Source organism: Sporosarcina sp. 6E9 (assembly GCF_017921835.1).
In the GTDB taxonomy this organism is placed as follows: Bacteria; Bacillota; Bacilli; order Bacillales_A; family Planococcaceae; genus Sporosarcina.
On sequence record NZ_JAGEMN010000006.1, the window covers coordinates 53,789 to 76,914 of the forward strand.

24 protein-coding genes and 1 pseudogene are annotated in these 23,126 nt (G+C 39.4%); 20 read left to right on the forward strand and 5 right to left on the reverse strand.

Annotated features, from left to right (window positions below; translation table 11 throughout):
- Positions 1–115 precede the first annotated feature (115 nt).
- The 6 genes and pseudogenes from J4G36_RS16585 to J4G36_RS18595 all read left to right on the forward strand — a co-directional run bounded on the left by J4G36_RS16585 (position 116) and on the right by J4G36_RS18595 (position 6,287).
- Positions 116–1,585 (forward strand): NCS1 family transporter, encoded by a 1,470-nt coding sequence (locus J4G36_RS16585; protein ID WP_210471521.1) that lies wholly within the window; start codon positions 116–118, stop codon positions 1,583–1,585.
- A gap of 21 nt (positions 1,586–1,606) precedes the next feature.
- Positions 1,607–1,810: a hypothetical protein gene (locus tag J4G36_RS16590; RefSeq protein WP_210471612.1), complete on the forward strand. Its 204-nt coding sequence runs from the start codon at positions 1,607–1,609 to the stop codon at positions 1,808–1,810.
- A 441-nt stretch (positions 1,811–2,251) separates the two neighbouring features.
- Positions 2,252–4,858 (forward strand): cation-translocating P-type ATPase, encoded by a 2,607-nt coding sequence (locus J4G36_RS16595; protein ID WP_210471614.1) that lies wholly within the window; start codon positions 2,252–2,254, stop codon positions 4,856–4,858.
- A gap of 202 nt (positions 4,859–5,060) precedes the next feature.
- Complete coding sequence (locus J4G36_RS16600) at positions 5,061–5,435, forward strand: hypothetical protein (protein ID WP_210471522.1); 375 nt, start codon at positions 5,061–5,063, stop codon at positions 5,433–5,435.
- Between the two features lie 42 nt (positions 5,436–5,477).
- Positions 5,478–5,822, forward strand: a pseudogene (locus J4G36_RS18590) (DUF1835 domain-containing protein); the annotation flags it as partial.
- Between the two features lie 33 nt (positions 5,823–5,855).
- A complete protein-coding gene (locus J4G36_RS18595; RefSeq protein WP_256439617.1) occupies positions 5,856–6,287 on the forward strand; it encodes a DUF3658 domain-containing protein in 432 nt (143 codons plus the stop codon).
- 67 nt (positions 6,288–6,354) lie between these two features.
- Here J4G36_RS18595 and J4G36_RS16615 read toward each other — a convergent pair whose 3' ends face one another.
- Positions 6,355–8,421 (reverse strand): S9 family peptidase, encoded by a 2,067-nt coding sequence (locus J4G36_RS16615; protein ID WP_210471525.1) that lies wholly within the window; start codon positions 8,419–8,421, stop codon positions 6,355–6,357.
- Between the two features lie 167 nt (positions 8,422–8,588).
- On the opposite strand from J4G36_RS16615, the gene J4G36_RS16620 reads away from it, so the two are divergent.
- Both J4G36_RS16620 and J4G36_RS16625 read left to right on the forward strand, forming a co-directional pair.
- Positions 8,589–8,756 (forward strand): hypothetical protein, encoded by a 168-nt coding sequence (locus tag J4G36_RS16620; RefSeq protein WP_210471623.1) that lies wholly within the window; start codon positions 8,589–8,591, stop codon positions 8,754–8,756.
- A 127-nt stretch (positions 8,757–8,883) separates the two neighbouring features.
- A complete protein-coding gene (locus J4G36_RS16625; protein ID WP_210471526.1) occupies positions 8,884–9,444 on the forward strand; it encodes a hypothetical protein in 561 nt (186 codons plus the stop codon).
- A gap of 53 nt (positions 9,445–9,497) precedes the next feature.
- On the opposite strand, the gene cax is transcribed toward J4G36_RS16625, so the two are convergent.
- Positions 9,498–10,550, reverse strand: a complete 1,053-nt coding sequence (cax, locus tag J4G36_RS16630) for a calcium/proton exchanger (protein WP_210471527.1) — start codon at positions 10,548–10,550, stop codon at positions 9,498–9,500.
- Between the two features lie 192 nt (positions 10,551–10,742).
- On the opposite strand from cax, the gene J4G36_RS16635 reads away from it, so the two are divergent.
- The 7 genes from J4G36_RS16635 (at position 10,743) to J4G36_RS16665 (ending at position 14,230) form a co-directional block, all read left to right on the forward strand.
- Complete coding sequence (locus J4G36_RS16635) at positions 10,743–11,219, forward strand: DUF2975 domain-containing protein (RefSeq protein WP_210471528.1); 477 nt, start codon at positions 10,743–10,745, stop codon at positions 11,217–11,219.
- A 10-nt stretch (positions 11,220–11,229) separates the two neighbouring features.
- A complete protein-coding gene (locus J4G36_RS16640; protein WP_210471529.1) occupies positions 11,230–11,448 on the forward strand; it encodes a helix-turn-helix domain-containing protein in 219 nt (72 codons plus the stop codon).
- 48 nt (positions 11,449–11,496) lie between these two features.
- Positions 11,497–12,288 (forward strand): DUF817 domain-containing protein, encoded by a 792-nt coding sequence (locus J4G36_RS16645; RefSeq protein WP_210471530.1) that lies wholly within the window; start codon positions 11,497–11,499, stop codon positions 12,286–12,288.
- Between the two features lie 123 nt (positions 12,289–12,411).
- Positions 12,412–12,846 carry an SMI1/KNR4 family protein gene (locus tag J4G36_RS16650; RefSeq protein WP_210471531.1) on the forward strand — a complete coding sequence of 145 codons (435 nt, stop codon included), beginning with the start codon at positions 12,412–12,414 and terminating at the stop codon, positions 12,844–12,846.
- Positions 12,847–12,873: 27 nt separating this feature from the next.
- Entirely contained in the window at positions 12,874–13,320 is a 447-nt protein-coding gene (locus tag J4G36_RS16655) for a hypothetical protein (RefSeq protein ID WP_210471532.1), read from the forward strand.
- A 26-nt stretch (positions 13,321–13,346) separates the two neighbouring features.
- Positions 13,347–13,718: a hypothetical protein gene (locus J4G36_RS16660; protein WP_210471533.1), complete on the forward strand. Its 372-nt coding sequence runs from the start codon at positions 13,347–13,349 to the stop codon at positions 13,716–13,718.
- A gap of 41 nt (positions 13,719–13,759) precedes the next feature.
- Positions 13,760–14,230, forward strand: a complete 471-nt coding sequence (locus tag J4G36_RS16665; RefSeq protein ID WP_210471534.1) for a hypothetical protein — start codon at positions 13,760–13,762, stop codon at positions 14,228–14,230.
- Positions 14,231–14,308: 78 nt separating this feature from the next.
- Here the strand turns inward: J4G36_RS16665 and J4G36_RS16670 are convergent, their stop codons facing one another.
- Positions 14,309–15,661 carry a catalase gene (locus J4G36_RS16670; protein WP_210471535.1) on the reverse strand — a complete coding sequence of 451 codons (1,353 nt, stop codon included), beginning with the start codon at positions 15,659–15,661 and terminating at the stop codon, positions 14,309–14,311.
- Positions 15,662–15,890: 229 nt separating this feature from the next.
- Between J4G36_RS16670 and J4G36_RS16675 the strand changes: the two genes are divergently transcribed.
- The 4 genes from J4G36_RS16675 (at position 15,891) to J4G36_RS16690 (ending at position 19,561) form a co-directional block, all read left to right on the forward strand.
- Entirely contained in the window at positions 15,891–16,817 is a 927-nt protein-coding gene (locus tag J4G36_RS16675) for an alpha/beta hydrolase family protein (protein WP_210471536.1), read from the forward strand.
- A 530-nt stretch (positions 16,818–17,347) separates the two neighbouring features.
- Positions 17,348–18,325 (forward strand): glutathione S-transferase family protein, encoded by a 978-nt coding sequence (locus J4G36_RS16680; protein WP_246880683.1) that lies wholly within the window; start codon positions 17,348–17,350, stop codon positions 18,323–18,325.
- A 417-nt stretch (positions 18,326–18,742) separates the two neighbouring features.
- Positions 18,743–19,006, forward strand: coding sequence for a hypothetical protein (locus J4G36_RS16685; RefSeq protein ID WP_210467871.1), 264 nt, complete (start codon positions 18,743–18,745; stop codon positions 19,004–19,006).
- An 84-nt stretch (positions 19,007–19,090) separates the two neighbouring features.
- Positions 19,091–19,561, forward strand: coding sequence for a hypothetical protein (locus tag J4G36_RS16690; protein ID WP_210471538.1), 471 nt, complete (start codon positions 19,091–19,093; stop codon positions 19,559–19,561).
- A gap of 549 nt (positions 19,562–20,110) precedes the next feature.
- Here the strand turns inward: J4G36_RS16690 and J4G36_RS16695 are convergent.
- Positions 20,111–21,496, reverse strand: coding sequence for a purine-cytosine permease family protein (locus J4G36_RS16695; protein WP_246880684.1), 1,386 nt, complete (start codon positions 21,494–21,496; stop codon positions 20,111–20,113).
- Between the two features lie 277 nt (positions 21,497–21,773).
- Here J4G36_RS16695 and J4G36_RS16700 point away from each other — a divergent pair, with 277 nt between their 5' ends.
- The gene (locus J4G36_RS16700) at positions 21,774–22,631 is read left to right on the forward strand and encodes an STAS domain-containing protein (RefSeq protein ID WP_210471540.1); all 858 of its coding nucleotides are present in this window, start codon (positions 21,774–21,776) and stop codon (positions 22,629–22,631) included.
- 151 nt (positions 22,632–22,782) lie between these two features.
- On the opposite strand, the gene J4G36_RS16705 is transcribed toward J4G36_RS16700, so the two are convergent.
- Complete coding sequence (locus J4G36_RS16705) at positions 22,783–23,040, reverse strand: hypothetical protein (RefSeq protein ID WP_210471541.1); 258 nt, start codon at positions 23,038–23,040, stop codon at positions 22,783–22,785.
- Positions 23,041–23,126: the final 86 nt, after the last annotated feature.

Genomic DNA, 23,126 nt, shown 5'->3' on the forward strand with positions numbered 1-23,126 from the left:
AACAATTTCATCTTTAGTGGAAAATGCTTTCAAGTACAGTTTTTGGTGTAGAGCCATAAAAAGAGGTCAATTGCTTGTTCGTTAACTGGAAATCTACTATAAGGGAGAGACATGAATGGCGAATGGTGGCGATTATTTAAAATCACCAGATTTACTTCCAGTGACACATCAACAAAGGAATATTGGGACATTTGGTTTTGCAGTGATTTGGGTAGGAATGGCCGTCGTATTAGCCGCCTTTGCAATTGGCGGATCAGCTATTATGAGTTTATCATTGCCGATGGTAATTTTAGCGACATTGATAGGTTCCATTTTAATCGGCGTATTTATGACGTTAATCGGTGATATTGGCATTGAGCACGGCTTGTCCTTCCCGGTTTATATGCGTGCCCCATTTGGCACATTTGGCACGCATATACCATCGCTTGTTCGCGGGGTGACAGCTTCTTGTTGGTTCGGTCTTAACACCTATTTTGGTGCATTGGCCATCAATGGGATTTTGAATTTATTATTCGACTTTAATAATTGGTTTTTATGTTTCCTTGTTTTTGCAGCATTTCAGTTATTTAACACATCGCTCGGCATTAAATCCATTGAGCGTTTTGCGGATTTTGCTGCGCCGGTTATCATTTTAATATCGTGCTGGATGTACATTACGCTTGCCGATCATGCAACGGCTGAAGGGAAAAATGTGTGGACTTGGGTGGAATCACCGACGACAGGGATGGCGGCATTTACAGCATTCATGGTTGTGATGATGGCGAACATGGGGTTTTGGGCAACGTTAGCAGCTGATATGCCGACACTTTCGCGTTTCTTTAAAGCGCCTAAAAATGAACGCAATTGGTTCAAACGCAATAAGACGCAGTTAGTTGGCTCTTTAATCGTAATGCCGCTTACCAATACATTTATCGTAACCATAGGTGCAGTGGCTTATATGGCAGTGGCATCTGCTGATCCGATAAATGCCTTGCAGCAAAGTGCAAGTGGAATTGTGTTAGGGGTTTTATTGCTTATGATTGTGCTAGCGCAATGGTCAACCAATACGTCAGCAAACGTTATTCCTGCGGCAACGATTTTCTCAAACGTTGGTGGTCCAAAAGTGCCGTTCTGGGCTGCTGTTATAATCGCGGGTATTATTGGGGTTATAGCACAGCCGTGGAGCCTGTTTGGCGTCTTAGTCAATGCGTTATTAATCATTGGCGGTATTTTAACAGCAATTGTGGGGATATTATTCGCGGATTATTATCTAATCCGTAAACGCCGTGTGAACGTAAAAGATCTTTACGAGTTAAACGGCCAATATAAGTATATGAATGGCTTTAACTTGGCGGGGTTAATCGCTTGGGTGATTGGTGGTGTCATAGCGAATATGTTCCCAACGTATTCTTCACTGGTGGGATTTTTCGTGGGGGCACTCGTGTACTATGTCTTGGCGAAATATTGGTGGTTCAAAAAGTACCCGCAAGCCGAACTAGACGATCCTAGTGACGACAGGTATTTAGGTATTACAGCTGGTCACGATTGGGATGATATCGTCGAGCAAAAAATCGTCGAGCAAGAAATTGAAGAAAAAAGTGCTTAATAAGAGAGGCGAGGTGTGCGTATGTCGGATCATTTACTAAGTATCGACGAAATGAAACAAGTAGATGACTATTTAGACAGGGGCTATAAAGTCCATTCTGTGTACGAAAATTTAAGCGGGATGTTTGTCCAGTTTGAACGGCAGGAAGAAGTTCGTTTGCAGATTCTGACCGCCGAAGCGCGTAAATATTTTGCGGCAATGCTCCATGAACAAACGCTGTTGTAAGAAGGTATGTCAATTTGATATGAAGTGGTGTAAACTCTATTCTAATACATACTAGAATAGAGTTTTAATGTTGTGCTTATATCTTCATTAGTTTTTGTTAGCCCTAAACGGCCTACAAAAACCAATAGGATATCGACGAAGTTTTATAATTATAGTGACAGGTACCTCAAAAGTTGTTTACATGAAACTTTTGAGGTACCTGTTTTTTTATTCGAAAGTCTAAATAGGAAATGTGCTGTGAGAGGGGGGCTGCATGAATAAGTGGATCATTCAAAGGAACCCGCCATTAAATAATTCAATTTCTAATTTGATTATTATCATACTTGACTAGGAACAGGAATATGATTGTTAGAGTATACAAGCGCGAAGAAAATGAAGAACGTATTTCATATTGCCACGATTTATATGAATTCATTACTTTCAAAAGAAAGGACAAGCCATATGCCAAATTACCATCAACAATCATCCACTCAGGTTATGGATATGTTGGACGTGACAAATGAAGGATTGAGTGAATATGATGTCGAAAAAAGACAAAGGCTATACGGTTATAATGAATTGGAAGAAGTAAAAAGGACAAGCACATTTGCGGTATTCTTTGGTCAATTTAAGGATTTATTAGTCATTATATTAATGGTTGCTGCTACTATTTCATTTCTATTAGGAGAAGTATCGAGCACGATTGTGATATTGATAGTCGTTCTGTTAAATGCGGTCCTAGGCACCGTACAACATGTGAAGGCAGAACAGTCTTTGGATAATTTGAAAGCATTATCCTCTCCAATTGCAAAAGTTAAAAGGAATAATCAGATAGTGGAAATCTCTTCGGAAGATATAGTGGTAGGAGATATTCTTTATTTGGAGGCGGGCGACTATATTAGTGCAGATGGAAGATTAATAGAAAGTCACAGTCTGCAAATAAATGAAAGTTCTCTGACCGGTGAATCATTGGCTGTGGAGAAAAATACCGCCTCTATCATTGAAGAGCATCTGACCTTTGCTGATAAAAAGAATATGGTTTTCACTGGAAGTTTTGTCGCAAATGGACGCGGTACCGCGGTTGTGACAGCGATTGGAATGAAAACGGAAATCGGGAGAATTGCAAGTTTACTGGATACTGCAAAAGAGAAGAAAACACCCCTCCAAGTAAGTCTAGACAATTTTGGTGAAAAATTAGCCTTAGGGATAACGATGATTTGTGTCGTCATTTTCACGATTGATCTTATTAGAGGGCGCGAGTTAGTTGAATCGTTCATGTTTGCCGTTTCGCTTGCCGTTGCAGCGATTCCAGAAGCACTCAGTTCGATTATTACCATTGTATTGGCTTTTGGGACTCAAAAAATGGCGAAGGAAAATGCCATTATCCGAAAGCTCTATGCTGTCGAAAGTCTGGGTAGTGTATCTGTGATTTGTTCTGATAAAACAGGGACGTTGACCGAAAATAAAATGAAAGTGCAACAAGTTTTTGTCGATCAAAAAGTCGTCTTGCATAATCAGCTTCAGCCAGAAAATGCAATGGTCAAAAAACTTATCGTACAAGCCCTCTTATGCAATGATGCCTTTGAAAGAAATCATCAAGAAATCGGAGACCCGACTGAATTAGCGCTTGTAAAATTGGGGAAGCAGTACAATATTGACGAATTAGGTGTAAGAGATTATTATCCTCGGGTGGCGGAAATCCCTTTTGATTCGGACAGAAAACTAATGAGTACAGTGAATCAGTTCGAACAAAAGTCTTACATGATTACTAAGGGGGCAGTAGATGTACTTCTTCCTAAAGTTGTGAAAATCGAAACTTCTAAAGGGATATTTGCGATAACTAACGAACATCGTAAAAAAATTGAAGAAGTGAATCGTAACTTCTCGATGAATGGTTTACGTGTGTTGGCAATTGCTTACAAAGAGGTTAGAAAAAATCAAACAATCAATGCGAAAGACGAAAGTAATTTAATTTTTGTCGGGTTACTTTCGATGATGGATCCACCAAGAAAAGAGTCGAGAACAGCGGTTGAAAGTTGTATAAAAGCCGGTATTAAACCCGTTATGATTACAGGTGATCATAAAATAACAGCAATCGCGATTGCCAAACAAATTGGTATTTTAAAAGATCCATTAGAAGCGATTGAAGGTCATGAAATTGAAAGATTAACGGATCAGCAACTTCAAGAAAAGGTTCAAGATATCTCAGTCTATGCCCGCGTCACACCAGAGCATAAGATTCGTATCGTTAAAGCTTGGCAGGAAAAAGGAAATGTCGTCGCGATGACGGGAGATGGTGTCAATGATGGCCCGGCCTTAAAACAAGCGGATATCGGCGTCGCAATGGGTATAACCGGTACCGAGGTAGCGAAAGATGCATCCTCTATGATCTTAACGGATGATAATTTCTCCACAATTGTCAAAGCGATTTCGAATGGAAGAAGTATGTACACGAACATTAAAAACGCCATTCTATTCTTATTATCGGGGAATGCAGGTGCCATATTTGTTGTTTTATATGCAACGGTATTAGGTCTGCCCGTTCCTTTTGCACCCGTGCATTTATTATTTATTAACTTACTGACCGATAGTTTGCCGGCGATTGCAATCGGTCTAGAACCGCATAATAAAAAAACAATGAGGGACAAGCCGCGTGATATTCATACGCCATTATTAAATAAGTCTTTTACTACGCAAGTAGTGCTGGAAGGTTCATTGATAGCCATCTCTACGATTATTGCTTTTCGAATGGGATTGGCATCAGGAGATACGCTAACGGCAAGTACAATGGCATTTACAACATTATGCTTGTCGAGATTAATTCACGGCTTTAATTCCAGATCTAAAGAATCAATTTTCACGATAGGTATATTTTCGAATAAATACACTTGGCTAGCATTTTTAATCGGTTTTGTATGTCTACATGCAGTATTATTTATGCCATCACTTACGGGCGTGTTTCAAGTCGCAAATTTAACAGGCTCACAATTAAGTATGATTTATTGTTTGTCCTTTCTGCCATTTTTGGTGAATCAGTGGTATAAAGTACTGTTTGTAAGAAGTAAATGACAGATGCCTGTCCTCATTGGGGGCGGGCATTCTTTGATAACATGCACGTGTATTTAATAGCGTATAAAGGTATTGTTTATTCCAATGTTGAATATGTAGATTGGTAAAAGAATTAGATTATGACGGGCAAAGTTTCAATTCTTTAAAAACATTAATGTATTAAGGATTCCATTGACTGGAAATCAAAGGGGGAAGTTTTTAAATGAAAAAGCGGATATTATGGACGCTATTAATTATAAGTCTTTGCTTCAACGTGTACGCTATAGGCAAAAACTTTTGGGTTGGCATGTATACACCTAACCTAGAGGATCAAGATATTTTAGGTGAGATGACACAACTCGTTGTAGAAAGCGATGCTTATCAAAAACTTACTGAAACGGAAAAGGTTTATGCCATTACAACAGGAGTAGATCGTAATAAGGGCGGCGTATATCCGTTTCATTACGGCGTGTCGGTAAGAACCGATAAGCAATCCTATATTTTCAGCTGTAAAGACAAAACATGTTCGGAGATGAATATCGGAGAGTCGACGTACTCTAGATATAGTGAAGAAGATCCTGTATTACCCCTTAAGTGATAGATGGAGATATGGCAGTCAATAGAATAGGAGGCGGATATTGTGATTCATCTTGTATTTGGAAACGCTGCAACGGGCAGTGTAAAACGTAAGCGAAATCGTAAGGTTATTGGATTCCCCGTCGATTTTGCGGTTGGACCTATTACCAATATTCATTAGGAAAGTGGCATAATACATCATTTTGATTGGTTGAAATCTTCATTCCGCACAGAGTTGAATTGGGGGGATTTTGACGAAGATCAAACAGCGTATTGTGAATCTCTGCAAAAGTTGTTGAAAATAGAAGATGGTGAGCAAGTAACCATTTGGACTTGTGAAAATGCATCAGAGCAAATAGGCCTTCGAACCAGCTGCTATTTATTGAAAGATAAAGATGTCGAAATAAATGTTGTCAATACATTCACAGCAATGCATGATTACATGAAGCATAAAGAAGTCCGATTTGATATTCGTCATACGGCTGAATGTCATGCTGAGCTGCTCGCTCATTTTTATAAGCATTCTACATATCCAATTTCAGAAGTAATGAAAAGAGATTATGTGCAGAGTGGGGAAAAATTGCTTCGCAGTGAAAGCGTTGTTCGTTCTTGGCAACACGGAGAAGTCATAGATGATTTGGAAACAAGAGACGATGCATTTATATTGGAATGTGCCACAAGACTACATAATGAAATGCCTGATCAAGAATTTATAAATGCACCAAGAGTAATCGGCGAAGTGTTGGGTCATTCAGTTCAATCATTGTCTGACACATGGATTGAGTATAGACTCCGCTCGCTCATTAATTCCAACCAATTAGCGTATAAAGGTAATCTCAACTCGATGCGTATGTATGAAATAAAAGTTATCTAGTAAACTGCTGGAGAGAGGTATGAGAACATTAAAAAGCATCGGCATTATATACCGATGCTTTTTTAGATTAACGGACTTGTGATATTTTGGTAAACACGCCGAGCTTATCAAGCGTGAATGCATATAGTTCCGCGGCTTCCTTCAAGTGATTGAAGCGACCAGACTTGCCGAAATGACCGGCACCCATATTCGTTTTCAGTATGATTGTGTTGTTATCGGTTTTTAGCGCTCTCAAGCGTGCCACCCACTTGGCTGGCTCCCAATACCCGACACGCGGATCGTTGAGGCCAGTTGTAATATACATATGCGGATAGTCTTTCGCTTCTACATTGTCATATGGGCTATATGACTTCATATATAAATAATCATCCCGCTTCCGAGGGTCTCCCCATTCGTCCCACTCCAAAGTGGTAAGCGGAATCGTGGTGTCGAGCATCGTTGAAACGACATCGACAAATGGCACTGCTGGGATAACAACTTCAAACAGCTCACCGGCCATATTGGCCACTGCGCCTATGAGAAGGCCACCTGCACTGCCACCGCGCGCCGCCATTTGGCTCTTAGTTGTGTAGCCCTGCTCAATAAGAAATTTTGCAACAGCGATAAAGTCGGTGAACGTGTTGCGCTTATTTTGCATCTTTCCATCCTCATACCAATTTCGTCCCATTTCGGAACCACCGCGAACTTGTGCTGTGACAAATACAATTCCCTTTTCTAACATTGGTAGTCCGTATGGGCTGAAGTAGGGATCACTGTTAGCTCCATATGACCCGTACCCGTTTAAAATCAACGGAGCTGGCCCATTTTCAAGTGCGCCTTTCTGATAGACCATGGTCATCGGCACTTTGACGCCGTCCTCGGCTACCGCCCATAATTGTTTTTGAATGAAACGATTAGGATCAAAATCGCCACTGACAGGCGCAACTTGCAAACAATGTTTTTCTCCAGTCAAAAGATCCAACCCGTATGTTGTTTTGGGGGTGAGATGTGATTCATAATTAAATAATACTTCTGTCGTCTCGTAGCTTTGATCGGATAAGATCGACACGGTGTAAAGCGGTTCGTCCCATTTGATTTGCTTCAATTCATCGTTTTCTAATGACCAAATTTGTGTCAGGCCATTCTCGCGTCCAGCGACGAGCAACTCGTCTTGAAATGGGTAAATACTTTGAAGGTAGCGTTCCTTACGATACGGAACGACGTTCTCTCTTGATTGAAGATCATTGACCGGGCAACGGATCAACTGGAAATTCAAGGCCTCTTCGTTTGTCAGAATCAGCAAATCCTCTCCCCAATGCTCGACATCATATAAGATCCCCTCACGCCGTGCGTCTACTAGTTTCAAGGGAGAGAGCGGCGAATCCGCGTCAAGTAGGCGGATTTCGCTCGTCATTTTTGAGCTGGAATGCACAAAAATAAACTTCCCGCTTTGTGATTTTGTCACGAATAAAGTGAACGTCGTGTCTTTTTCTACGAAGACTAACTCATCATTTTCCTTCTCGCTACCCAAGCGATGTCGCCATAGCTGGGATGGACGCTGGTTCTCATCGACGCTGATGTAAAAAATATAATCACCACATCGGCTCCATTCCATGCTGCCATACAAAAAGACATCGGGAATCCGGTCAGGTAGCAGCTCGCCCGTTTCCATGTCTTTGATATGAATTGTATACCGGTCGGTGCCGTCCCGGTTCTCCAAATAGGCAAGACGGGTATGGTCGTAGGACATACGTTGTGCCGTTACGCTTAAATACTCATCTTCTTCAGCCAATTCATTCAAATTGAGCACAATTTCCTCGGACGTTTTTGACAACAGTTCACGGTTTGCAGCCGGTTTACGCGCATAAATTGGATACTGCTTGTCTTTGTCTTGGCGGGAGTAATAGAAGAATGGACCGCGTTGCACCGGCACATTTACTTCTGTTTCAGGAACACGGTCAATCATACTTTGATAAAGTTCTTTGGTTTGTTCTTTAAGTGGCTTCATAATTTCATCGAAATACTTATTTTCCTCTTCTAGATAATGGATGACTTCCGGGTTTTCGCGGTCCTTCAACCAATAAAAGTCGTCCTCTCGCACATCGCCATGCAATTCATGGGGATGGGAAATACGTTTTGCTATAGGTGGTTTCATAAGGATCCTCCTTTATTTTATAAGTAATAGTTTCGTGACATGTTCCTGAAAATCCTCTATTTTAGAACACTATAAATCCTCTGCTAGCAGGGGTTTCATTACGGAAGGTATGCACGTCTTGGAAAAATCGAGAAAGACTGCTAAGGTGATTGAAAGTACAGATAATAATGGAGGTCATTGATGTGAAATGCGGTGCTAAACAATATCATATTGAAATTGAAATAGATGGGGAAAAGAAAACAAAGACTATCGCGGCAAGAACACCTGCTGAAGCAAGGAAAAAGGTCCGCGTCGAGTACGGAGAAAAACTACAGATTATATCAGTCAGGGTTTAATGATCTAAAAGGAAGCCAATCAATTATTTCATTGAGTGGCTTCCTACCTGCATTGATGTAGACATGTATAAAATTAGTAATAAAACAAATAATACCAAGGAAAATGAAATTGAAAGTTGTGGTGTCCTTGGTTCAAAAAAGTCTTATCATACTTTTCATGATTGCTTATCTCGCTCCATCTCTATCAATTTATGAGGGGAAAAATGAGAACACGGTATCAGCAATATTAACTACTAAAGTCACAACAACTTCTGAAGAGGATGGTACACCAATTAGTAACGCACGAATTATTGTAGTGAATTCATCAGGTGAAGTAATCGGAACAGAGTTAACAAACTCTGAAGGACAAGTAAACATACCTGTTACAGTTCAGAAAGACCCTAGATTTCCAATGAAAAACATGGGGGAAGTTACTGTCATCGCAGTTGCTAATGGGTATAACGAGTATGTCGACTTTAGTGTTCCGATTAATGAATTCGATGATCATACTGGCACAGTTTTTATACCCCTTTGGAATATAGACCCTACTAGACGCAATGAACCGCAATTTCTCAACGGAAGTTTTCATCGTCTTACAGTCTTTGAAATGCTTGATGATTATGCGGAGAAAATTGGATTGAAAAGGCAAGAACTAAAAGTAGATATTGGGAAGGAAACACCTTGGAGTTCCGATTTTAAAGTCAATTAATCATATACCCAAAAGCATCGGCACTATAACCGATGCTTTTTTGGTCGTTGAAGTCAAAGAAGAAAAAATCCAATCCCCATAATTAAATACGCCGCGAAAAGTATTAATCCCTCAAACCAATTCGATTCACCATCATTACTAAGATTAATAACAAGAAGCGTCGCGGTAATCATTGCGACCAATTCAGGTACTGTAAAGACAAGCGGCATTGGTTCGGGCATCAGCAGGGAAACCAGGACAAGTACGGGTGCAACGAACATAGCAACTTGCAGTGTCGAGCCGACAGCAATCTCGACCGTTACATCCATCTTGTTCTTCATCGCCATCGTAATGGCAGAGAAATGTTCAGCGGCATTACCAATGATGGCAACGACAATGACACCGATGAATAATTCGGTCCATCCGAATTTATCGCCGATTGTCTCAAATGTCTGGACCAGTCGTTCCGATACAAAAGCGACCGCGACCGTCGATAGAAGAAGCACCCAAATCGATTTGCGTTTCGTCCACTCCGGAATCTCCGTTTCGCCTTCTTCCTTATCAGAGGAACCGAAAACACCTCGGTGCGTAACAAGCTTAAAGAATAATCCTGCGAGATAAAGGGTAATCAGAATGACTGATATGCCGATACTTAAGCTTAATGTTTTCTGTGGATTCAACGTCATCGAAAATATTTCCGGAATGACAAATGCCACAATGACAGCGAAGATGAGCAGTCCAGAATTATAGCGGGCGTCATGAATACTGAAATTTTGGCGCTTAAACTTGAGGCCGCCCGCAAAGAATGAAAGGCCAAGCACGAGCAAAAGATTCCCAAGAACGGATCCAGTGAGTGACGCCAAAACGATACCAATCATCCCGGCTTTCAATGTGAAAATAGAAATGATCAGCTCAACCGCATTCCCGAAAGTCGCGTTCAACAAACCACCGACCCTCGGACCACTCACAATAGCCAAGCTTTCTGTTGCTCTTCCAATAACGCCCGCCAGCGCGATGATACTCAAACAACTAAGAAAAAACATCAATATATCATTCCAATGAAAAATTGCGCCCGCAATGACAAGCGGTATACCTGTAAAAATTATAATAGCGAATATTCGATTCAATAAAACCACCTCTTTAGTTCGTTAAATGAAGTATTCCCTTACTGAAAGTTTAAAACACATTTATGACTTCTATCATATTTTAGTTATACTTACACCACAATAAAAATATAGTCATAATCAGTAATTATTTATTGTTAAACGATAAATAACGTGTTAATATAAAATTAATAATAAATTAGTGAGGTGCTTTTTATGAAACGAGGTTCAACATTCTTTTTAAAAATAGCTGTTTTTTTAATCGGAGCTCCAGTTCTAGCACTTGGCATATTTGGCGTGACGTATTTAGTTAATAATCCCGCCAATCCAGATTACGCACATATTCTCTATCCGATAGTAATCGGCATGTATGTATCAGTAATTCCGTTTTTCGTTGCATTGTACCAGGCATTTAAACTTTTGAGCTATATTGACAAAAGCCAAGCTTTCTCTGATATGTCTGTAGTAGCTTTAAAGAAAATAAAATACTGTGCACTAATAATTAGCGGCTTGTATGCGGTAATTTTACCGTTTGTATTTCTTGTCGCAGATCTAGACGATGCACCGGGACTCGTAATCATTGGAATGGTCCCTGTTTTCGCTTCAATGGTGATTGCTGTCTTTGCCGCTGTTCTTCAAAGGCTTTTACAAGAAGCGATTACTATAAAATCCGAAAATGATTTAACGGTCTGAGGTGAATGATATGGCGATTATTGTAAATGTTGATGTGATGTTGGCAAAAAGGAAGATGAGCGTAACAGAACTAACGGAGAAGGTCGGAATCACGATGGCGAATATTTCGATACTGAAGAATGGAAAAGCAAAAGCGATTCGTTTTTCTACTTTAGAAGCGATATGTGAGGCATTAGACTGTCAGCCTGGAGATATTTTAGAATATCGAAAAGATGACAACCCAGATTAACTAGAAAATTTATTCAGCTGTAGGCCAAAACCTTGGGAGGTACAAAACATGCGCGCGCTAAAACAATTTGTTCGTTTCGGATGGGAGCAGGCCCTGTCATGTTTGTTTCCTGTCGTTATTTTTGCATCTTTGGCGATTACACAGATCATTCCACTTCCATTCCTGCCGAGGTATGACTGGATCCTCATCATCTGTATTTTGATGCAATGGTGGATGGTGCGTTCTGGGCTTGAAACACGAGATGAACTGAAAGTCATCTCATTGTTCCACCTTATTGGGCTTGCTCTCGAAGTTTTCAAGGTACATATGGGTTCCTGGTCATATCCGGAGGAAGGCTATTTCAAGATTTTTGGCGTGCCATTGTTTAGCGGCTTCATGTATGCAAGTGTAGCGAGTTATCTTTGCCAAGCATGGCGGAGATTCAATGTTGAACTGGTTAAGTGGCCGCCATTTTTGGCAGTTGTCCCTCTTGCGGCTGCGATTTACCTGAACTTTTTCACTCACCATTATTGGATAGACATGCGTTGGTGGTTATCTATACTAGTGATAATCGTTTTTTGGCAAGCATGGGTCACATACGAAGTTGGTGAAACTCGTTATCGGATGCCACTCGTATTTTCCTTTGTGCTCATTGGATTTTTTATATGGGTAGCCGAAAATATCGCAACATTTTTAGGCGCTTGGCAATATCCGAACCAAACCACTGCTTGGAGTCTCGTTCATCTAGGAAAGGTGAGTTCATGGCTATTACTCGTGATTGTTAGCTTTCTAATCGTAGCGTCTTTAAAGCAGGTTAAGGGGAAAATTCGAGTAGGTAAAGGTGCTAGGCAAGTTTTATAATTGAAAGTCGGATCCTTTCTTAATTAGGAATCCGACTTTTTTGTTTTATGAAACATATCGGTTGATAATAACGTATAGTATTTTGGTTTTATCAAACTAAAGATTAGAGGGGATCTGTCAGCCATGTGGAAAGAGTATATCCAAAATGTTACATCAGGTTACCATTTTGCAAAGCCCGCAAGAAAATCTGATATTCATCACATAAAAGAGAAACTAGGTGTTGAGCTGCCTACTGACTTATTGGAATTACTGAATGAAACGAATGGGGTATTTGACGCGTTTGATTGTCCGCTAATTTGGTCAACCAATCAAATCATCGAGGACAACTTATTCTTTCGAAGTTTCGAAGATTATAAAGATATTTATATGCCGTTCGACCATTTACTCTCTTTTTCGGATGCAGGAAATGGGGATTTATTCGGATATCCGATATTAAATGGAAGCATTCAAAGAGACGATGTTTTTGTTTGGGATCATGAATCGGATAGTCGTAAGTGGGTTGCATCTTCTTTAAAGGATTTCATTGAAGGCTGGGCGAATAGCAGAATTTCTGTATAAATAGTGTGTTTCCAAAGGAGTGTTGAAATGGAGTTCTGGGAATTAATTGAAAACCCGACAGGCGAAACGTATTGTCATTTAATTAAATTGTTATGTGATTACTCGGATACGTTTTATTTTGTGACAAGAAAAGAATTGAAATATAATTCGGTGGTTCTTGAAAAATTTGAACCGTATATGATTGAAGTTTATAAGACAAAGAGATGGGCGAACACGGAAACAAAAGGACCAGCTGCAACCGTGTATGTCATTGAAGCGAATTCGGATACTTGTAAGCTACTTCAACAATCAGCGAAATCGCTTTATGATTGGGTAGCCCCCAATTTGCCAGAGGACTTAACATTCAAGAAAAATGACTTTGCATGGTTTTCTTGCACAACACATGAAGAGTCTGGCGGTTTTTCCATACGATCTGACTATTATAGAAAGTTACTAGATCAAGTATCAGGTTTGAAAATAGTGAAAGTAGAATGAGTTCACTTTGAAAGGTGAGGAAATATGTGAAAAAGCTAACAGTTTTTATTGCATTGCTTATAGTAATTGTGTTTGGAATTTTATTCTATTCTAAAGTCTATTATCCTACCTTGCCAATAGACTCAGTATCTAAGCGTGAAGTTGTTAATAAAGGGAATTCCGCTAATGAAAAAATTATAAAATTGGCGGAAGAAAAGGGTTACGAATGGTACATCTCAAAAATAAATCAGGGAAATGCAAATGAACAACTAAAACAAATGATGGAAAGTAAAGGTTGGACTTTTAAGGAACAAATGGGGGCGGGATTCTTTTTTGAAAAGGATAATGAAGAAATTATTGTGGAAAGTGAAATGTGGACAGGAAAATACGTTATATTTCGAATGCCAAAGGCTCATTAGACAATGAATGCCAATCAACTATATAAAGACGAGGGAAAAAGATGGATACTAATATGTTGTATTACAAAATATATAAAGGCGATGTTAAGTCTTACGATTATATTAAATGGGCTATTAAGATGTTGGAAAATGATTGTTCCTCTGCAAGTATAAATGTACTTTCAGCCCTAGAAGAACCCTTGAATATATTTGAAGTGGAAGATTATTTTAATAGGGCTTCAAGTGAAATCGATTTGCGTAAACCTTCATGTGAGGAATGTAATCAGTCTTACAAGAACCATTTATTAAAAACCATTTTGAAAGATGAGAATAATGCTATTGATCTTGCTTATGAAGTATATAAAGTGGTTCGCGAAAAAACAAATACCGAAAATTTTTCAAGATGGTTTGAGCTTTCTGAGATGATAGATGATTTTCTGTACGGTGATAACGTTGAAAACTTAACCCGAACCTACTTAACATCAGTGATTGTTCAAGTAGCTGAAAATCAAATAAAAGAGAGCAGAAAGTAGCATTTGGATGTAATTATTGACAGGTGCCTCCGTAAGAAACGACCATGATTGTTTCTTTCGCAGGCACCTGTTTTAGAATTAACTCTTTGTCAGCACTTCAATTTTTCGGACAACTCGTTCTCCCATTTCCGGAGAAGCATTGTACAGATACGTTAAAATAATACGTCGCGTTTCATGGGATATACCAGCAAGATCAGCGGATAGATTATTCACTAGATGGTCTTTTTCCACAGTGGACAGCGCGTGATAAAATTGTCCTGCCTGCGTAAAATTATCTTGTTTTGGCAAATCGAATCGTACAAGATGCCCCTTCACAAATCTCCCCTTACCGCTAGTCACAAGAGAATCTGGCGACCAGTCTTTTTGATGATTAATCGGTATTTTGCGGAAGTCTGCTCCTAGACGCCGCCTCTGCGAATCCCAGTAAATATTGGCGCGTCCCTGTAGCATCTTATCATCTGATAACTCAACCCCTTCTAAAAGGTTGGAAGGGGAAAACGCGACCTTCTCTACTTGCTCCATATAATTATCCGGATTTCGGTTCAACGTCATGCGGCCAACTGGTATGAGAGGATACTGCTGTTCATCCCAAATTTTAGTATCATCCAATGGATCATAAGGAAGATTGCTTTCAGCTTTGGGATTCATCAGTTGCACATAAAGCCCATATTGAACAGGGTTTCCTTTCGCGATTGCATCATATAAATCCTGACCTGCAATATCTGGATTCTTACCATTCCATCGGGCGGCTTCTGTACTATCTATATTCTGTTCTCCAGCGTAAGGAACCCAATGATATTTAACATAATTGCGAACACCCTGCGCATTCTTCCAAACATAGGTGTTCACACTATGGCCTGGCATGTGACGAAAGCTTTTTAATGTGCCTGCATCTGAGTAAAGCCGAACAACAAAATGCGTTGATTCTGGAGCTCTGGCTACGAAACGCCAGAACCGTTCGGGATCCATCAAGTTATTTACTGGTGAGGGTAATAATGCATTAATCGCTTCTGGAAAACGAATCGCATCTCGTATTAAAAATACAGGGAGATGGTTACAGATTAAATCAAAAATACCTTTTCCAGTGTAAAACTTGGTAGCAAATCCACGTACATTTCGGGAAGTATCCGGTGTGCCTTTATTGCTTACGGCGAGCGAAAACCTTACCGTTACTGGAATCTGCTGCCCGGGGTTTTGTAAAAAGTTAAGTTTGGTGTATTTAGTCATAGAGTAGACCGTTTCAAAGTAACCGAAAGCACCAAAACCTTTCACATGTACCGGTCTTTCGATAATTTTGGTATGGACAAAAGTCTCCAAAGTTTCATGTAAAATACTATCCTGCTCCAGTACGGGACCTCTTTCACCTACTGTCTGGGAATGTATTTTCAGGTGAACAGAAGAATCTGTTTCCCGTCCATTATCTTCTATCATTTTTTCCGCCTCCTGTACCCTTGAGTTAAAATCAACGGGTTACCCTATTATTTATGTGAGGCTGAATGCAGTTATGAATGAACTCAGTTGTACGTTGTTTTTGCAGCATTTTCCTTGGTATTATAGGTAAGAAAGTGTTTATGCGAACACTTTTTCAATATAATGAAACATAACAAATCAAATGCCTATTAATAAGAAACTAGAACTTGGCATCCCAGGAGGCAATATAATGTCGAATGAAGAAGTTATTATAGGATCCGGAACAAAGTACCCGCTAAATGGATTATTGGAAATACCTGATGATACGAATGGATTAATTCCCGCGGTTGTATTGGTTCACGGCTCTGGACCAAGTAATATGGATGCGCAAATTGGAAATAACTATCCTTTTAAAGATCTCGCTGAAGGGTTGTCCAAAAAAGGAATTGGGGTACTTCGCTATGATAAGAGAACGCTTGTATACGGTAAAGAAATGAAGAATGACACGGGGTTATCGGTTAAGAAGGAAACGATTGAAGACGCGATCCTAGCTGCCAATTTATTACGAAAAGATTCACGTATTGATGCAAACAAAATATTTATCATAGGTCATAGTTTAGGTGGGATGTTAGCACCTCGTATTGATGCGGAAGGTGGGGACTTTGCCGGAATCATTATTATGGGTGGTTCCCCGCGTAAATTTGAAGAAATTTTGATGGATCAAAATAACGATGTTTTAAACTCATTAAATAAGTTTTTTAAAATGATTGCTAGGAAACAGATTGCGACACTATCTGCCAAGTTTTACAATATCCACAAAATGAGTGATGAAGAAGCAAAATCAACCACGGTTTTAGGGAAGTACACCAGGGCTTACTATTTCAAAGAGATGGGGGAACATCTCACCTACGACTATCTTAAAGTTTTGAATAAGCCAGTATTTATTTTACAAGGAGAGAAAGATTTCCATATATCAGTCGAAAAAGATTTTGGTGGTTATAAAGAAATATTAAATGACAAGCAAAATGTAACATTTAAACTTTACCCGAATTTGAATCATTTGTTTATGCCCTCTGTTTACGGCAATATAAAAAAGTCGAAACAAGAATATAAAGTCGCGCAACATGTGGATGAACAGGTAATCAATGATATTTCGGATTGGATTTTTTCTGTTTAGGTAGGATTGACCGTGATTCTCTAATCAAAAAGTTTGCGAAATTCGAGCTGCGTTATGCTGATAAAAGGTGTAGAATAGTTCGCTAAAATGGCTGAATATCTAGAAAGCCACCAGCTGGAAAGAATTTCTTTAACGCATCGCGAAATTTATCTTTCGGATATAGGAAGGATTGATCCGGAAAAATTGAAAACAGTTCTTAGATATCAAGTAAAACCACGCGCTTGAATCTTTACGCATGAAGATAATTTGAATGAGTGTAGAGGTTACTGAATCCAATAATGGATTCTTTTTTTTACTGCATTTTTATGAATTACAAATCATAATTGTTAGTAAACTTGACTTTTATCCAATCATACGCATTCGATTCAGTGTATCTGCGATTTTTCATTAATGTTTCTACTATATGATAAAGTTAATTCAACAGAGGTGAAACAGCGACTCAAATAATCAAAGGGATTAATGGGAATCTATTCAAATCCTTACCACCATTTCAAGAACTAGTAAATCTATTGGAATTGGAGTGAATGACAATGTCGCTGAACAAGGAAATTAAAGCGGATGGATCCTTTAATCGCCAAAAAATATTATTTTCCAGACCATTTGGAACAAAAGCAGGAGAGCTTCCAGTGGAAGAAAATCGATATCGTCTGATTTGGTCCGCAGCTTGTCCATGGTCACATCGGGTAGTGATTGTAAGAAACATTCTTGGGTTAGAAAATGTGATTAGTTTGGGTGCAGTGGATCCGATTCGTCCAGACGTTGACCGTATTGACTGGGCTTTTTCATTAGATGAAAACAATGTGGATCCGGAATTAGGGATTCAGTATTTAAGTGAGATTTACACGAAAATAGATGCCGAATACGCTGGACGTCCGACTGTCCCGGTGATGGTTGATTGTAATGAAAATATGGTTGTGAATAATGACTATTTCACACTGACAATCGTGCTTGAAACCGTTTGGGCACCTTTTCATAAAAGTGGTGCGCCAGATTTATACCCGGAACCACTACGTCAGCGGATTGATGCGTTAAATGATGTTATTTATGCTGATATTAATAATGGGGTGTACCGATGTGGATTTGCGGGGTCACAGGAAGCTTATGAACAGGCATACGATAATTTGTTTGAGAAAATGGCAATCCTTGATCAACTTTTAGCGACACAGCGTTTCTTATTAGGTGATTACATTACGGATGCCGATGTTCGATTATATGTTACGTTGGTACGATTTGATATTGCGTATTATTCGGTATTTAAAGCAAATAAACAGCGGCTAATTGATTTTTCACATTTATGGGCGTATGCACGTGATTTGTATCGTACGCCTGGCTTTGGCGATACAACTGACTTTGAAGCTATTAAAAAGCATTATCATTTATCTGCGCGTCTATCGGCTGATTTGAAAAAGGAAAAGGTGATTATCCCCAAAGGCCCGGACTTATCGGGCTGGGACGCGGAGCCTAACAGGCAGCATTTAAGTGGGAAAGAAGAGAAGTTTTTAAGGTAGCGACCGCGTGCTAGCCAATCAAGTTGGCTTGGATGATTATTGAGTTGGGAATCGGAAAAAACGTTAAAAAGTATAGCAAATGGGGATACAATTCATACTTGAATTGGTATCCTTTTTTTATGGTTACATCAATGTTTATAGCAAATAACAGCAGAAAACAATCCAATTGGTAAACTCATTAACAACAGTTAACAACAGCACGTAAAATTATGTGCCTCTGCAAATTACACTGCTAATAAGCTTGTTAATTGGAGGTTGAAACAACTTTTAGAAATAACTGAAAACATTGAAGGGGACAAATGATTGTGTGCTAAACTAGAGATATTAGAAGACGGCTAATTCAACAATCGGGCCAGATTGCGGAATAGGGGAAACCAAGGGTAAGTTTGTAATTCATAATCGTAGGGGTGAACGAAATTGGAGAAGAAAAATAATAATGGGGTTCTCATATTTCTAGGTATTTGTATTCTTTTTGCTGGAGGATTTATAGGAAGTGGTCTTGGCGATGTGGCGGAGAGTGTTAGTATTAATCAGTCCTATGATGGAGAAAGTGACTCATATAGAGTGGTTGTGCAAGATGGAATTATTTATATGTATGACATAACTACAGGACAAGTTTGGAGAAAGGCCGATAATTCCGATTCCAAATGGGAAGAAGTCGACGACTTGTATAGTGATTAAATAAGAGGTGCCTCAAACGGGTGCGATTGTTGCACAAATTTTATGCCGTTAATGGGACAGATTGTGAATTAGGGGGAATTAAAAATGCAGAGTAAAAACTTCAGGTATTCAGTAATAGGAATTATTATACTTGCGATCTGTTTTTCCCTAAAGGTAATTAATGATTATAGAGAAAAAGACTTAATTAGTCTGATAAACTACAAGCAAGCTGATTTTCTTTCTATGGGTTTTACCTCAGATATCAACGAAGTACTAGAAGGAAAAGGTTTTGAGTGGTTTACAAAGGACCAGGAACCAACTGATGAATTGATGGAGTTCTTAAGTCAGTACAGTGTAAAAAAGATAAACGAAGAGAAGTTTAATGAAATTAGAGAGAGTGGAGAGCGAATTGAATTTGATATTTATCATTCAAAAGCTAAGCCATCCATTGTTTGGATGTATGGAAACAGTGTTCACATTCTAGTCGGAAATTATTATGAAATTACAAATGGACCAATCGATATAGAATGGATAAGAAAATACAACGAAAAATACAATGATTTGTATGAAGAATAAAATGTTGCAATTTCGGAAAAGGGCGCGTATGCAGAAAAAAGGAAAAAAAGGATAGGATAAGAAAAATGCACAGGCATAATAACGAGGGCACTGAAAAAGTATGAAAAAGTATATTTTATTCCATTATTCTCTGATTTAGTGCGCAGTTGTGAGACTCCCGCGGAATCAGCGAAGTGCGAAAGAGAAGATCACTCTTTCCTAAGCCAAGACCCTGTAGGAAGAGCCGTTACGAAGAACGGCTTTTGCGACCTAAAAGCGCAGCGTTTGGGAGCACGATTTTAGCGACGAAGCGGCAGGTAAAGATTGAACTGTATCTTTCCGCACTTGGCGCTCGCCCGCAGGAAAGCGAAAAGAGAGCGAAAGAGAAGTTCGCTCTTTCTTTGGAGCACTAACTCATTATTAATGATAGCACTACATTAATCACACTTTTTCAGTGCCTTCATAATAACCTGGGCATTTTTTCTTGCTTTTTCTACTATTAATTTGGGTGCGTTTTCGTGTTTCTCCTCATCAACCGAACCCGTTAGGATACACCCACGGCCTCTTTATTTACACAATATAATCATCTTTGTGAACATCATTCGGTAGGCTCTTGTTATAATATTTACCTTTCGTGACCATGGCGATTATCACTGTCAGTATTGCCGCTAGAACCGCTGCAAAGAATGCGGCTGTACTTTGCAGGAAATTCCCCATGAAGCCTAGAGCAGCGATTGTACCTAGTAAGCTCGAAATGAATAAAGCCACGACGCCAACGGGATTCCATTTATACAAATATTCTTGCCGGCTCTCATAATAGCCAGGTCCAATTTTTAATAATCGTTTCACGATCATAGCGTCACTAACAAGTATGGCTGCCCAAGCTAACAGAAAGACACCTTGGAATGTCATGGCTGTATCCAAATGATTCACGATGTCACCAAACATTAATACCATCGCAGTAACCCCTGATACAACAACCCAGAATCGCCGGCCAGGTGTAAATTTAAAGATGTTTTCAAAGAAACTAGCAAGTGATAAGGAACTGCTATATATATTTGTTACGTTAATGCGCAGTTGAGTTAATATGGTAAATAACGCGCCACCGATACCAAGAAGCAAGACGATATAAACACCTGGGTTCGATTCATCCAGACGAACACCAAACCATATACCAAGACCGCCCATGACGCCAAAACAGAAAATCTGAGGAATAAATCCTATCGCAACCGCGCCTACCTTGATGTCTTTTGGTTTAAGGAAGCGTGTATAATCTGAAGCAAGAAGCGCTGTCAAACCCATTATGCCATGGTGCATTCCGATACATAATAACAAAGCTTCTCCACCTACTTGAACGCCATCTGGCATATAGGTCCAAAAACTACCTTTATAGACCGATGGGGTATAAATCGATACAACAATTGCGGCGATTAGAAAAATGAAGAAAATAGGTAAAGACCATTTTTGTAATTTGTCCAGTTGTTTAATTCCAAACCAATTTAAGGGGATGACAACGGTCCCAAAGAAAAGGATAATCACCCATTTCGGGATGACTGGGAAGAAGGTATGGACAGCATATACTAATATTAATCCTTCAAACGCACAATACATAATGAAATTTGTTGCATAAATGAACGATGTGAGCGATGCGCCTACATAACCAAATCCACCACCTCGGGATAAAAAATTGACGTTCATCCCAGATTTTGCGGAGAGATAAGAGATAAATGTTCCGAGTATGCCTGCGACGATGATTGCGTAAATGGAAGAAATGATTGCATTAATGGCGCCAAATTTTAGAGCCATCACACTTCCCATTTGAAAATAGAAAATGGCTGTTGCGATGCCAAAAGCAATATTCGTGATACTTAACCAACCCATAGTCCTTTGTTCTCGTGGCACTTTCACTAGTGTATAATCATTTGACGTTGCTTCTGGTGCATGGTGATCGCCCATAATTATCATCTCCGCTTATAATTTGGCTTCAAAATCTGCCCACTGATATATCTTTATAATCCCCCCATTATTAAATGAAAAACCACTTTTCGTAATTAAATATTTAGAGTCCTTTGTTTTTAAATTTAAACCTAGTAATAGAATGAAAAATAGAGGGAAATATTTACATCTGTCGAAGTAGTATAGTATCTACCATCGTCAGTGATTTAGTGATTAATGGTATACTGGAGCAACATGGATTAAAAAAGAGAAATATTATCAAAAGGGTGAAGAGAAAATGAATGCAATGGATAAGCAACTTTATGATTACATGATTGCCAATCTGCCCACGATAACAAACAAATGGCTAACCCTTCGTGAGGAAAAAAGGGGGTCCATTTATTCCTTGAAGGCTGGTGAATCTGCGGAAGTGTTACTTCGCCAACAAAACCGCTTAACCAATCTCACTGTCACCAGCATACTATTGAATGATAAACAGCTATTTGAAACCAATAAGGAAGAATGGGCGCGAGAATTGGCTGAAAGTAGAATAAAAAGCAATACATCTATACCGGAAGTGCTTGGAGCGCTTAGTAAAGCTAGGCAAACCTACTGGTCCTTCGTAAACGAGTTTGCAAAAACCAAAGGGATAGGAGTCACCCAAGATGATTTGATGAGGTGGGGAAATTCCATTCATTCCGCATTCGATGAACTTTATACGCATTATTCCGAAACGTATTACGAGATCATGAATGCTAGACTTGCGGCACAACAACGCTTAATCGCAGAATTGAGTTATCCAATCATAAAGCTAACTAAATCGATTGGTGTTTTGCCGATCATCGGTAATATAGATACGTTTCGGGGAGAAGGTTTTTGGGATTCTATCCCCACGAAATGCGTTGAATTGGATATAACTCATTTGTTCATCGATTTGTCAGGCGTGTCCGAAATTGACACGATTGAGGTGCAGCAAATGAAGCCTTTCATGCAAGTCCTAAAATTGCTAGGGATTAATTCGACATTGACGGGGATCTGCCCAGAAATTGCGAAATCAACCGTCCAGTTAGGATTGGAATTGAACCATTTCGATACATATAATTCCTTGAAACAAGCGCTTAGTGAGCTATACCCGTTAGCGATGCCAGAAAACTAAAAAAAAATCATATGTAAGCATAAGTTGAATATATTTCTATACCCGAACAGCCTATCTGAACTATATCCCTGAATCTCGCCTACGTTGAAAAAGGCAAGGGATTCGGGCTATAGTTCAATTTGATAGTGCATGATGGCTTACTGAAAACTGTTTACCAAAAAAATGCTGAAGCTAAGGCTATGCCCGTAATTGCGCCAAGAGCAATTCCAAATCCATATCTAAATCCGCCAAATCCGAATCCACCAAAACCTAGTCCATATCCGCCGAGACCTTCAGCAGGTCGAATCCAGACCATATCGCGGGTTACTCTCGTAATTTCTCCTCTATGAACCCGACCATCGCGGCAAGTAATTCTTACATTTCTTCCATGATATCTACAGCAAAGATTATAATAATTAGTTTGTGACATTAATACGCCTCCTTTCAATCATATTTACACATAGCATGTACTGTTAACATATGATGATAATAATGCCTAGTAACAGATAAGCGTCT

Coding starts and splice junctions, on each gene's coding strand:
- J4G36_RS16665 (WP_210471534.1), top strand. CDS start 13,760: ATGGATACTAATATGTTGTATTACAAAATATATAAAGGCGATGTTAAG.
- J4G36_RS16640 (WP_210471529.1), top strand. CDS start 11,230: ATGGCGATTATTGTAAATGTTGATGTGATGTTGGCAAAAAGGAAGATG.
- J4G36_RS16595 (WP_210471614.1), top strand. CDS start 2,252: ATGCCAAATTACCATCAACAATCATCCACTCAGGTTATGGATATGTTG.
- J4G36_RS16700 (WP_210471540.1), top strand. CDS start 21,774: ATGAATGCAATGGATAAGCAACTTTATGATTACATGATTGCCAATCTG.
- J4G36_RS16585 (WP_210471521.1), top strand. CDS start 116: ATGGCGAATGGTGGCGATTATTTAAAATCACCAGATTTACTTCCAGTG.
- J4G36_RS18595 (WP_256439617.1), top strand. CDS start 5,856: ATGAAGCATAAAGAAGTCCGATTTGATATTCGTCATACGGCTGAATGT.
- J4G36_RS16670 (WP_210471535.1), bottom strand. CDS start 15,661: ATGATAGAAGATAATGGACGGGAAACAGATTCTTCTGTTCACCTGAAA.
- J4G36_RS16615 (WP_210471525.1), bottom strand. CDS start 8,421: ATGAAACCACCTATAGCAAAACGTATTTCCCATCCCCATGAATTGCAT.
- J4G36_RS16675 (WP_210471536.1), top strand. CDS start 15,891: ATGTCGAATGAAGAAGTTATTATAGGATCCGGAACAAAGTACCCGCTA.
- J4G36_RS16635 (WP_210471528.1), top strand. CDS start 10,743: ATGAAACGAGGTTCAACATTCTTTTTAAAAATAGCTGTTTTTTTAATC.
- J4G36_RS16695 (WP_246880684.1), bottom strand. CDS start 21,496: ATGGGCGATCACCATGCACCAGAAGCAACGTCAAATGATTATACACTA.
- J4G36_RS16690 (WP_210471538.1), top strand. CDS start 19,091: ATGCAGAGTAAAAACTTCAGGTATTCAGTAATAGGAATTATTATACTT.
- J4G36_RS16650 (WP_210471531.1), top strand. CDS start 12,412: ATGTGGAAAGAGTATATCCAAAATGTTACATCAGGTTACCATTTTGCA.
- J4G36_RS16680 (WP_246880683.1), top strand. CDS start 17,348: ATGTCGCTGAACAAGGAAATTAAAGCGGATGGATCCTTTAATCGCCAA.
- J4G36_RS16705 (WP_210471541.1), bottom strand. CDS start 23,040: ATGTCACAAACTAATTATTATAATCTTTGCTGTAGATATCATGGAAGA.
- J4G36_RS16655 (WP_210471532.1), top strand. CDS start 12,874: ATGGAGTTCTGGGAATTAATTGAAAACCCGACAGGCGAAACGTATTGT.
- J4G36_RS16590 (WP_210471612.1), top strand. CDS start 1,607: ATGTCGGATCATTTACTAAGTATCGACGAAATGAAACAAGTAGATGAC.
- J4G36_RS16645 (WP_210471530.1), top strand. CDS start 11,497: ATGCGCGCGCTAAAACAATTTGTTCGTTTCGGATGGGAGCAGGCCCTG.
- J4G36_RS16600 (WP_210471522.1), top strand. CDS start 5,061: ATGAAAAAGCGGATATTATGGACGCTATTAATTATAAGTCTTTGCTTC.
- J4G36_RS16620 (WP_210471623.1), top strand. CDS start 8,589: ATGGAGGTCATTGATGTGAAATGCGGTGCTAAACAATATCATATTGAA.